This window comes from Pedobacter psychrodurus (genome assembly GCF_032678585.1).
GTDB lineage: Bacteria > Bacteroidota > Bacteroidia > Sphingobacteriales > Sphingobacteriaceae > Pedobacter > Pedobacter psychrodurus_A.
This window is the reverse complement of the sequence record NZ_JAVTSN010000002.1, coordinates 205,381-217,479: the sequence shown is the minus strand read 5'-3', so window position 1 is coordinate 217,479 and position 12,099 is coordinate 205,381. Positions and strand designations below refer to the sequence as shown.

Annotated in this window: 12 protein-coding genes; all 12 read right to left on the bottom strand. The window is 36.6% G+C overall.

Features of this window, described 5'->3' with window-relative positions:
* Positions 1–7: 7 nt before the first annotated feature.
* Positions 8–1,825, bottom strand: coding sequence for a type VI secretion system Vgr family protein (locus R2S57_RS02285; protein WP_316843489.1), 1,818 nt, complete (start codon positions 1,823–1,825; stop codon positions 8–10).
* 23 nt (positions 1,826–1,848) lie between these two features.
* Positions 1,849–2,694 (bottom strand): hypothetical protein, encoded by an 846-nt coding sequence (locus R2S57_RS02280; RefSeq protein ID WP_316843488.1) that lies wholly within the window; start codon positions 2,692–2,694, stop codon positions 1,849–1,851.
* Between the two features lies 1 nt (position 2,695).
* The gene (locus R2S57_RS02275) at positions 2,696–3,415 is read right to left on the bottom strand and encodes a hypothetical protein (RefSeq protein ID WP_316843487.1); all 720 of its coding nucleotides are present in this window, start codon (positions 3,413–3,415) and stop codon (positions 2,696–2,698) included.
* An 84-nt stretch (positions 3,416–3,499) separates the two neighbouring features.
* Positions 3,500–3,895: a type VI secretion system tube protein TssD gene (gene tssD / locus R2S57_RS02270; protein ID WP_025145659.1), complete on the bottom strand. Its 396-nt coding sequence runs from the start codon at positions 3,893–3,895 to the stop codon at positions 3,500–3,502.
* A gap of 163 nt (positions 3,896–4,058) precedes the next feature.
* Positions 4,059–4,454: a type VI secretion system tube protein TssD gene (tssD, locus tag R2S57_RS02265; RefSeq protein WP_116249250.1), complete on the bottom strand. Its 396-nt coding sequence runs from the start codon at positions 4,452–4,454 to the stop codon at positions 4,059–4,061.
* 291 nt (positions 4,455–4,745) lie between these two features.
* The gene (locus R2S57_RS02260) at positions 4,746–5,411 is read right to left on the bottom strand and encodes a hypothetical protein (protein ID WP_316843486.1); all 666 of its coding nucleotides are present in this window, start codon (positions 5,409–5,411) and stop codon (positions 4,746–4,748) included.
* 63 nt (positions 5,412–5,474) lie between these two features.
* A complete protein-coding gene (locus R2S57_RS02255) occupies positions 5,475–5,840 on the bottom strand; it encodes a hypothetical protein (protein WP_316843485.1) in 366 nt (121 codons plus the stop codon).
* Between the two features lie 157 nt (positions 5,841–5,997).
* On the bottom strand, positions 5,998–6,870 hold the full coding sequence (locus R2S57_RS02250; RefSeq protein WP_316843484.1) for a hypothetical protein: 873 nt from the start codon (positions 6,868–6,870) through the stop codon (positions 5,998–6,000).
* Complete coding sequence (locus tag R2S57_RS02245) at positions 6,870–9,857, bottom strand: hypothetical protein (RefSeq protein WP_316843483.1); 2,988 nt, start codon at positions 9,855–9,857, stop codon at positions 6,870–6,872. Before R2S57_RS02245 ends, R2S57_RS02250 begins: the two co-directional genes overlap by 1 nt.
* 2 nt (positions 9,858–9,859) lie before the next feature.
* A complete protein-coding gene (locus tag R2S57_RS02240; protein WP_316843482.1) occupies positions 9,860–10,336 on the bottom strand; it encodes a DUF4280 domain-containing protein in 477 nt (158 codons plus the stop codon).
* A 33-nt stretch (positions 10,337–10,369) separates the two neighbouring features.
* Positions 10,370–11,314, bottom strand: a complete 945-nt coding sequence (locus R2S57_RS02235) for a hypothetical protein (protein WP_316843481.1) — start codon at positions 11,312–11,314, stop codon at positions 10,370–10,372.
* A 61-nt stretch (positions 11,315–11,375) separates the two neighbouring features.
* Positions 11,376–12,080, bottom strand: a complete 705-nt coding sequence (locus R2S57_RS02230) for a hypothetical protein (protein WP_316843480.1) — start codon at positions 12,078–12,080, stop codon at positions 11,376–11,378.
* Positions 12,081–12,099: the final 19 nt, after the last annotated feature.

Here is a 12,099-nt window from a genome sequence, read left to right as displayed (position 1 = left end):
GTCGGCATTAATTTAGGTTAATCGTTCCACTACTGATATTTGTTTCACTTTCGCCACCTACGTTAATCTTTTTCGATGCCAGGTTGGCTTCTGTTTCACCACTCATCGAAAGTGTTTTTGTACCAATATCCAGGGTTTGTGCTTCGATACCGATACCAGAGGTTGGTGTACCATCTTCGGGACCTACGCCTATACCAATACTTACTGAGGCTGAGTTCCCAATGTTTTCTCCTAATGTTAAAATATCCTTGCCTTTGATGATGATCTTGCCTGTTTTATCCATAAAAATGCTGCTTTCACCACATTTGATCAGGATCGATTCTTTGGTTTCGAAAACCGCTTTACCTGCCCCATCCAACTCAATAAAATTGCTGTCTTTATCGCGCATAATCATACCCGCACCGTCGTCCATGGTTAAAGTGTGACCACTTTTAGAAGTTAAACTTTTGCTGTTATTGCTTGCGCTGCCACCGCTGCCACTTTTGCCGTGAAATACTGATCCCAGTACAATCGGACGGGCAATATTGCCTTCTTCAAAAGTTAAAGCTACCTGATCGCCGATTTCGGGAATAAATACAAAACCCCTGTTTTTACTTACCTTATCACTGCTTCCGGCATCTGGCGTAATTACCCGCAACCACTCGGTTACATCGTTGGTTTTACATTCCCACTTAAATTTCACCTTAATGCGCCCCTGGCCTTGTGGGTCGGCATTATCAATCACATCTGCGAGTTGCATATCAGGATTAGGCTTGGAATAGTTTTTTACCGAAAGCCGCTCCGTTGTGGCTATCACACCTTCGAAAGTATTGTAATATTTGCCAGTACCATCAATATCGTGGTTAATGGTAGTGATTAGGAATTTACCCAGGCTTTCGGTAGAAAAAGAAAGTTCTTTCCGCACACTCATCGTAATTTCGGCAATACTGCCTATACCCAAAGCAGCATTATCGCCACTGGCGTTTACCTTTAACAGGTTGCTAATATGTGCTTTTTCTTCATTCTGCACATGGCTTTTAATATCATTGTTATTGTCTACACGGATAAGTGCGGGTTGGTTAAATGTTTTGCTGTACATGGCGTTAGATACCTGTATGGCATGCGCAAGGTCAGGCGATCCATCACTTGCGCCACTGCTTTCGCTCTGCAACATTTCGTCCTGTTTGGGATTATAAGCGAAACGTTTATTTTTGATCGGCGCGATTTCCATGGCGTATTGTAGATTCTGAACATCACGACCATAAATTAGGGCAACTTCTTTCTGATCATCCGGTTTACCAAAATTCAGTTGTTTGCCATCATAATAAAACCATTCGTGGTATTCGCCAGAAAGTCTGTTCAGAAAATCGAAATCACTCTCCCGATATTGGATCAGATAATCAATAGGTTCCTTTCTGGCCGCATTGGCTACAATTTTAATGTCGTTTGAAGGTACATCTGAAGTAGCAAGATTTACAATACTATTGAGATCTTTATCCAGATAAGAGCCTAAATCTGGTCCGCGGTCAATCAGAATTGTTGGACTATATCCACTCACAATCAGCACGCCGTGGTAACCATGGCTTTGCGCCAGTTCCACTTTAGTGACCAGGCCGGCAAATTCCTGTAAACTGCCAGAATCATAACCAAAGGATGCGGTAAGGGTTTTACCCACAAAATCGCGACTATCATTTAAGCTGATCATGCCAGGCGAGCCCATCTGATCGTGATTAAACCGCAGTTCAAAATAATGATGCGCATTAAAAGCCTGTTTTAAGCTAAAAGAAGCGAAATGCGTAATGGCCTTATCTTCTATGTTAATTTCGGTGATTAATTTCTTTTCCATATCAACTAAATAATAGTTTATGACTACTTGAACATCCCATCGCGAAAGGTTAAAACGTTCCTTTTTCCAGTGAGCACAGATCCATCCTTTGTTTCATTAACCTCAGGATAGCTGATGGTTTTACCGCCTGGGTTATATGTTATTGCCAGCTGGGCAATCAACTTTTCTTTATCCTGATCTTCTTTAAGTTCTGCGGAGGCGAATAACTGTGTTTTAACTGCTTTGCCTGTTTTGAACAAAGCTTTGTTGATGCTAAATTTTGCATGATCGATTACCAAAGTGTGGCTTACACTGTAAGGTTCGGTGCCACTCATTTGCCCATACCCGGTAAGCAAATACGTTTTTTGAGGCGATGTATTTAAAGCATAGATGTGTTCAAAAAATGGTGTAGGACTGCCTTCATCGTCTTTATCCTCATAAAGACTATTAAACGAAAGAGCTATCACCGCATCATTTTCATCCTTATACTGCACAATATTTTGCACATGCCACATCGATCCTGAATATGGTGAAAGCCAGTAAAATACCCTAAGTCTACCATCATCGGCAGTTAGTACCTTTATTTCATATTTCTTTAGATTGGCAAAATCGGTTTCAAAAGCCTTTGGCTGTTTTAATGCCTCAATAAATGCGTCGATAAATATCCCTTCAGCTTCGGTGTTCCCATCATTCCGGTAACTTTCAGCAGAAGCTACCATATTGGCGGCCAAATGTTCAAGCGAATCGGTTTTGGCAGGAACTGAATCCAGCTTTCGTTGTACAACAGTATCGGTATTGCTGGTTTTTCCAGGTTGCTGCTTATCATGCTTTGCTCCGCAAGAAAACAGCAAAAACACCACAGACATATATAAAAAGAGTGTTGCTTTCATGTTATTGTCTTGGTATGTTGATTAATCCTCTGTTTTCCATAGCCTTTAAAATAACGGCCGTTCCGATCTGCTTGTTCACATAATCGAGACTAAAAAAATGATCTCTTGGGAAACCTCCTTTAGTGTAAAGATTGGAACCGCCCCATAAATAAGGGGAATTGATATTGTTGTTCTGATAGGCTTTTGCGATCCCGTTATATTGTTCCAAACGCAATAATACTTTAGGTAGCGACCAAACGGTTTCTTTATCCAGCCCACGTAGTTTTAAGGCGTCTACAGCACTTTCTTCAAAGGTGAAAGGTGGCCCATGGCTTATTTTTGGCCGGTTAGCAGGATGCTGTCTGGTAAAACCACTAAGGGGATCGCCATTATGCAAATGTTTAGTAAAATCAGAATTACTTTCCCTATAGTGTACACAGGCAATAAAATACCATGGAATACCGGTAGTTTCAGAGAAAAGACCCGTATCTGAAAATGACCTGTTAAAAAAGCTGTTGGCCATTTTAGGATTCTTTTTCAGTAACAGATCATCAGGTTCGGTTACAAAACAGGTACTGCGATACGTATATTCGTTTAAGTTTAATAGTTTATTCCTTACTGCCTGATATCTTGATTTGTTGCTTATGATTTTATCATCAATAATCCGGTTGATCTCAACAGATTTTAACGGCGCTATTGTGCAGGAATTAAACAGCTTAATGTATTCTAAGTCGGTAGCCATAGTTTAGCTCTTTATATCACACCTCTAAAGCAAAAAAAAACCGTTATTAGGCCAAAACCAGCAACTAATAACGGTTTTAATAAATTAAGCTTTAGGCCAATCGTTTTCGTGTTCTGCATTGCCCAGCTTTAATTTACGGGCAGAAACTACAAAACTTAATGTCATTGGTGTATTGTCGTTTACCGCAATACCCTCATTATACTGGATGATGTAACCATCTTCGAAAGACAGTTCTTTCATTTTTGAATCTTCTTCGCCTTTTTTGAAAACCAATGTTCCTGAAAGCGGTTTGTACTGGTTGTTCACCATCGATTCGATTACCGAAGTATCTTCAGTTGATTCGATTTCGATGTGGATGGTACCACCATAAACACCTGATGATGGACGGCCTTTTGCGTCAACATCTCTATTTAATGAAAAGCTGCACTGTAGTACATCAAATTCTTTTGATCCTAAGTTTAATCGGGTTTTGAATGCCATTGTAGTAAGTTTTAATTTCTTGAAAAATGAATTGCGGTGAGCGGTTGGCGTTGGGCTGGAGCATAGCTGTTAGCGTTTTATTGCCTAAACTCTAAACCCTCCTCTCTAAACTGTTTAGAGGTTAGCGGTTAGCGGTTAGAATTATGCTCTACCTTCTACCTAACTAAGCTTTTGGCCAATCGTTAAGGTGCTCTGCGTTGCCTAATTTAAGCTTTCGCGCGGAAATCTGGAACTTGAGTGTCATCGGGTGATCGCCCACAATGTTGATCCCTTCGGAATATTTAACAATGTAGCCATCCTCGAAGTTAACTTCTTTCATTTTGGCATCTTCTTCCGATTTTTTGATCAAAAGGGTTCCTGTAATAGGTTTGTACTGGTTGTTTACCATCGCCTCGATAATTGAGGTGTCTTCGGTTGATTCGATCTCAATGTCGATGGTACCGCCGTAGACTCCGGAAGAAGGTCTTCCTTTAGCATCTACATCACGGTTTAACGCATAGGCACAGTGAAGCACATCGTACTCCTTGCCTGAAAAGTTTAATCTAGCTTTGAAAGCCATAGTTTTAAAATTTAAAGGTTAAAAAATTGATTTTACGTAGCCTCCGCTACATTAGTTATAAACCAAATATTAAGCCAATTATTGTGTATCTTGCTCATATATAACGGCTAACACATACAATAATTTCCAAAATATTAGCCTACGGTAAGGGGAACGCAGATTTTTGACAAGAAAAAAAATTATATTTTTTCAAAAATAATTGGAGTCTGATTTTTACTACAGCATCTAGATCAAAACATTGTAGCATTTCTGGACAAGGTGTTACTTTTATAAACAAATTTACAGACAACGCTAATTTTTGTACCAATCGAAGGCACGAAAGGCAATCCAATCTTTTGTAGCCTTATCTTTTCTATTTAAGGCTGTTATCTCAAGTGATAACTCTTTACCGGTAAGGGTTTCAATCCAGAAATAGGAAATCCCGGTTTTGGCATTCTCCCAAACCCTGTATATTTTATTGCTCCGTTCAGACGCCTTTACTTCATCTCCGTTTTCATCCAGTTCGATGGCATTTGCATTGCTGCTTTTTTCGTAAACCGGTTTGCCCGAAAATTCCTTCAAAGCAGCCAACAGTTCGTTCCGTGTTTTTTCGGTATAAATTTTAAGTTCGAACATCCCTATAGTTTGATCGCTATCCTGATAATGAAACACGACCTGATTTTTCTTTGCTTTGGTTTCTCCGGCTAATGATACACCATCAAAATTCAATAATTTATCTGATTGGGTGCTGTATGTACTAAAACCCATTATCGTTTGTTCTGTACTTTTACTATCGCTAAGTTTAAGGCCTTGAGCAGTTAAGATTGTATTCAGGTTTTCCCTAAAATTAATTTTGCCCAGATCAAAATTATTGCTTCTAACATGATTCTGAGCACCTTTATCCTCCTCTTTTTTATCATTCGCATTGCAGGCCGTTAATCCAAAAATGGCAACTGTTGCTATCAGTATTTTAATCATATCTAAATCAGATTAGTGTTAAAGAAGTTTCATTTATATGTCTGTATAAATGGTGTTTACAGGTTATTTCACAAAGGGATTATCAAATAAAGCATTGGCGATCAGATAAATCGAAAAAAATAAACTCACCAACCAAAGTAAACCAAAAAGCACAATACCTCTTACCAAGTACAGAACCCATATTATTTTTATCTTTTTCATCAAAAGATCTGTGAGAACGAAGAGGATGGCTGCGGGGATACTGATCACAATACCAAATTGTGTGATCGTTTTTAGCACAGCCTTTAATGTAATTGATTGAGCAAGATTACCGAAAATAAGAATGAAAAGTAACGTAACGATTAGGGCTGATAATAAAAAAACGATTAAAAATTTAATCAATACCTGGATTTTATTATTTGCAATGGGCTGAGCATTCGTGATGATCATATTAGTTGATGTTATTTACAATTAATTGCCGAACTTATTGTAAGTTCCTTTTAAATCCGGATTTAAATGTTAAAACTTCATACAATAAAAAATGAACTGGTAAAAATCGGTGTGCCATTTTGAGAATAATCCTCAACCATGTAACTTTATCTAGCTTTTAATACACCTCTAACTTATTGCTTCCTTTAACCCTATGCAATTCCAATCCATATTGTTTTCTTTTTCCTTCCTGATCCTTGGAGTATAAAGGAGTGACCCCATTTGATGTAATTAGACCAACTAATTTTCCATTAGGGTGGATAAACAATTTGTAATCGGTTAAGGGTTGCATGTAACCTTTCGATGAGGAGATGCGTTTCTCTAAGGATTCTAAATATTCCTTTTGCTTGTTCTCATCCATATATACTGAAACCATTTCCCTCTCGCGCGATTTTTTATACAATTGAAGATAATCTTTATGATTTCCCTCATTAATTATATTATGAACATTTTGATAATATGCTAACACTTCAGATAATAGTTGAGCAGGATCTTCTTTAGTTAAGCTTAACGAATTTGTAAAGCCCTCTAGTTCGTAAGGCACATCAGCATCAAATGTCCAAGTATAAACCAATGAATCTGCTGGCTTATCGATAGCGGGAAAGGAACATCTTTTCACATTTTTAACGGGGGCAGCTGCACCATTTTCTGTATAAACAATGTCAATAAAATAATCTTTTACATCTTTAGGCAATATTTTTGAATTAGGGCCGAAAGGTTTTACAACGAGCATTATATTTTGAACGCCTGATTTCGATATATATGGATTCAAATATTCAATTCCGCTGACCACTCCATCCTTCCTGTTTCTGACCATGCTTACGCCATTAAAAATGATGTCGAAGCGACCACTAAAATCATAATTTGCAAAATAAGTCTTTTTCATCTTTTCTTTATATTTATAGTTACCTGCTACTTTTTCTTGCTTAGCCTCGGTACAGCTAACTATGAAAAGTAAGGCGATCAATGGGATATATAATATTTGTTTCATCAAAATTGAATTTTTTTAGTTAAGTCTATTTTAGGGACTAGACTTTTAACTATGTCCGGTTCTCCATCATTATCATTTGGATTTAAACTGGCCTTAAACCAAACTTCTAGTTTTACTCCTGAAAAATAAAAATCTATATCTACTCCCCCATCCTTAATTTCAAATGGACAGGTAAGTTTGACATAAGAACTTGCCTTTGCACCAACTCCTACTTCCGCAATCTTTTTCTTTTCATCTAAAACTCTAGCATTAGCATCTTTAACCTTCGCTAATATTTTTACCGAGGCACTGATCTCAATCTCTCCTAAAATCTTACCTTCAATACCACCACTAAAATCTAGTTTTCTATCGACAAAATTATACTTTGCATTTGCATGTCCCTCATAAATAGGCTCTTTAGTTTTCGGATCAATTCCTGTTTTTTTGCCCACCAACTTAATTTGAGCTTTAAAACGAACCTCTATTTTATAATCAAACTCTACTCTTCCTCCGCTAAAAACATTAGCTGCCCAAGAAGCAAGGTCTAAAGCATCCAATATCAGGCCCCAAGGCTTTAATTTACTCCCTAATGCAAGTATATCTAGTTTAACATTTGCTCCAATGAGAGGATCAGCAACTAATCTTCCCTCTAGTTCATAACTAATTTTGCCTGATTTTGAGCCAGCGAAGCCAATTCCTAACCCAACACCAATATTTGGAGCCTCCAATTCGAAGCTCATTGGTAATTTGTTCAATCTACTTAAAAGGCCCGTATTTCCGGAAGTTCTGATATGATTATTTTCATTTCTAGCCTCACTTACCCCTAGATCACCATCCAATTTATTCACAATCCATAACAGGGGAGAAAGCATTTTTCTATATTTTTCTCCCATTTCCTTTGAGAGACTAATTATATCGTCTTCACCACTAACCTCGCACTCTATTCCCAGGGTAAAGGATGTTTTCCGCCCCTCGTCCACCTGGCCGGCATTATTTATCATCCGCTCTCTAATATCCACCCGGGTAGCACTATTACTCGTAGTTATCCTCCCTCCTTCATAAGAATCGGCATAGTGTTCAACTAATGAAGCAGTTGGCTTATAGTAGATTGGCGTTTTAATATTATAATTAAAATTGAATACCCATTTCATATCCGGGTATACATTTATTCTTGCGATCTGATTGGGATAACGACAAGTTGTTACCGGCACAAAATAGCTTTGATAAATCTTTTCCTTATTAATAAGCTTTAAGAGATACCTGATAACCCAGATGTTCTTTACATTTTTAGAAAGCGCTCCACCCTCAAAAGCTTCTTGTGTTCCTAAATAATCGGCTATTTTATTTTCATAAACCTTATTATATACATAGCCAAGTTCTAAAGAAATTGTATCTTTTTCAATCTTATAATCTTTATCTGTGAGGCCTTGCACTTCGGCTACTGAAATGAGTTTGAATCTATCCATACTACCAGATGGGTTTGGCAATCCCTTAGCTTGCTGATCATCTGAATATTGCTTATTATAAGGATCATCTACTTTAAGTTCTGGTGCTTTTTTCCCGTTTTCAGGATGATAAAATCTAAAGCTATTTATCGTACTAAAATTTAATAATCGATCCATTAATCGGCCCGTAAAATCTGCTGAAGGTTTCCATTGCCCAACGATGTATTGCATTTTAAAAACATCTTCTGGCTTTTCATGCTTATGTCCATCATTAAGTATGCTTTCACATTTGTATGCCCCTCCGATATGCAAAGATTCTTCCGGGCTTTTAGCATCTTTCTTAAATTTAGCTGTTACAGTAACCTTAGTCTTTTCTTTGTCTCCTGCTACGATATCAAAAGTATTAAGACTGCTATCTTTTACTTTACTAACCAATTGATTTTCATCAAATATTACAACACTTCTTTCCCCTTCCTTTAGCGTTATCGTAGAGTAAGCACAGGGATTATTCTCTTTTTTTGTGTAATTAATATCTCCAATATATTGGATCATATTATTTTTTTCGATCTCTTTCCTATCAAGAAATTCGGACATGGTTTCTTCTGAAACCTTAAATTCGCTATATACGGGATTTTTTTCTTTTTGAAGAGCTTCCATTCCCAATAACTTAGCGTTATACCGCGACAAGTTCTGAGACGGTTCGCGCGCAAAATTCTTAATAATTGGATCTTGTACACTATCGTAAGAAACTACTCCTGCAAACTCTTTTTCTTTAGTTTCATATAGTTCTATGATTGGAACAAAGGTCTTCTCTTCTTTATCCTCTTTTCTCCAGGCAACATCTATTATGAAATCTATATTGATAATGGTATTGATATTATCTGCCTTATTGTAGTCGATAAACCCCAGTTTTTTGGTAAAAGGTTTGTCAAAAAGATTATGTTCTTCAAAATCATCAGTATCTATAGCAGTTAATGCATCTTCCTTTTTTAGCAAGTATACTTTTGCTTCATAATTTCCCTTTTTATTAATGTTATCTGGATATTGATGCAGCAAAATTTGAAGGTGCATCGTATCACCGTATCTTCTTACCTTTTCACTTTCGTTAAAATAAGCATAGCTGACGCTTGGTGTATTAATGTAGGGTATAATGAAGAAATGAAATTCCTGATCGGCATTTTCGTTAAATACAACAACTCTCTGCTTAAAGCCGTAATAGTAACTGGTCCCTTCTGGACTAATACTGAATTTACTTGCTTTTTTATATTGTTTACCAATACCTTTCTCAGTAATAAACTGATTTTGTCCATTTCCAATATCAGCCCAAAGATCATTCTGCTGCCCTTGGCTGTCTTTTATACTCGCATAGTAATTTTCATAAATAAATGCCCATTTTACATCAGGCGATAGTATGTGGTCGCTAAAGCAGGTTTCATCTAAAAAGAAATTTACATTGGAGCTGGCTTCTACCGTAATGGTTTGCCCAGAATAGACCAACTGTTCTTTCATAAAAGTGCTTAACGGTCCTGTCACTTCAATTTTACATGCTATTACTTTTCCCATGGTTATTCCGCATTTAAAAACTCATATGGATCCAGCTTATCCAGATCCATCATATTGATCAAAGGGTTTACGTTTGCTTGAAGCTCTTTATCAGCATTTTTTAAATTTTTATTGCTTGGAACACCAATCTGACCGCTTTTAACAATCTCTATACATGGGCTACCAGCTACAGCACAGGTTGCCTTGCTATCTTCTAAAATAATGTAGCCACCAGGTGGGTCGTATTTTTCTTTCTCGTAAAAACCATCCCATTTAGTGATATTTGGCACACAAGGACTATTATTCATTTTGGAGCAAGATCCAAATGTCTTTTTTTTTAGGGGTACTCCAATATCCTTATTGGTAACAATAAGTTTCTCTTTCGCTTCATGATCATTGGCATACCACTTTTTATGGCTAAGTACCACGAGCTGATCTGGAGTTGTACCAAACTGACATTTGCAGATTGCGCCCTGAACTACCTTTTCTTTTAGTGCCATTTTTATGTCTCTTTTAAAATCAAACGCCTCAAATTAATCTCCCACCAAAGCATCTATAAACTTCATCAGTTTACTTTTCTTGTTCTTTGGTTCGTCATCTACGATTATGTTATGCTCATCTGTTTTTGAAACAGCATTGATTTCATACATCGTAAAATATATTCTTTTTACTAAACAGATATTCTGTTCATGATCTTTATAATAAAAACTAAAATAGGCCGTAGTATTGGTCAGAAATAAATGACTGGCATCGAGATCAAATACGACATCCAATTTCATATAATACTTCTGATTTTCATCTTTTGCCCCCCTTAGAAACTGAGGGGCCTCCATTTCGTCCGAATTAAAATTTACTTCTAAGGTATGGTATGAAGTAACCTGTCTGTTAAAATATTGTAAACCTGTAAACCTAACCGGAAATTTATAGGGTACAACAGCAAGATGTAGATCTGTTCTTACACCGGCTGTACCATTATATCCAATGAATTTAGGATGAAAAAATAGATTCCAGAACATATCATATTTCATTGATTTTTCAATCAATGCTTTGCTTCCAAACTTTATATCCGCAACACCTATCAACTTATCAACCGTCTCCCCCTCATATTTGTCTGCAATCCTTTTTTTATTTTGATTCCAACGGCTTAAAATTTGATCATGATTGGTAATTCCCCTTACCGGCAAACCTTTATTGTTAATTACACACTGCACAGGATAGATTGATCTCGTTATTGCCTGCGATAAAATTTCGCTAATCAGATCTGGTTCATGCTGGTTGAAAAATACATTTTGTTTATCGATATCTATTTGCCAGCCGTTATGATGTGTATCAATTTTCACATCAACTTCGTAGTCTATTCGTTTATTAGGTGATTCATCATTTCCGGCATAATATTTTACAGAAACACCATAACGCCTATCTCTTAAAATAGTTTGCGTTGAAGATGAAGGATCTATATTTTTAAAATTTATATTCATTTAGATGAATTTCAGGCTTTTGATGTGGATATTGACTACTGCGATGTGAAGTCACCAGGCGTTAATAATATCTATATCGTTTAAAAACTACTGCGATTGGTTTTTTTTCTGCTAAATTGTCATAAGTATAAATAAGTGTAGGATTGTTATGTTGATCAAAAGCTTTCATGACCTGGATATTTAAATTCTTTGTAGTGTCCAAATTATTTACCGTACTCAATGCCTTAAATTTTTCTACTCTGTCATTTTTTATTACATGTTCCCAAGTAGTATTAACTTCGACATTATTTTGTTTCAGTTGAGTTTTAATTGTTCTATAATCCTGATCCATAGTTACCAGTAAACTATAGCCATTCCCGGCTTTATTTACGATTTTATAACTCCTATCATCTAACCAAACATATTCGTAACTGCCCTTTTCTATTTCTTTACCATCAACACTTCCAGTTTCATCATAACTTCTATTTTTACCTTTCCCAGAAAAAACCAATTTATATACGATCTCAATGCCATTTTCATTTTTGGTTTTTCTGAAATCTTCCATCACATTACCATGTTGATCAAAAGTGAACCTCTCCTTTCCGAAAAAGTTTGTCGTATCAACAGGAATATTCCCCCCCTCTACCTTGCACATGTGGATAATCACTTCTTTTACCGGACCTTTTAAATTATATTCTGTTTTTTGCGAATAACCCTTTTTTTCATGCAGCCCACAATTCGAAAAGATGAATATTACATTTACAAGTAATAAAAGGGATATTTTCATTTTACGTTGATTAATCATG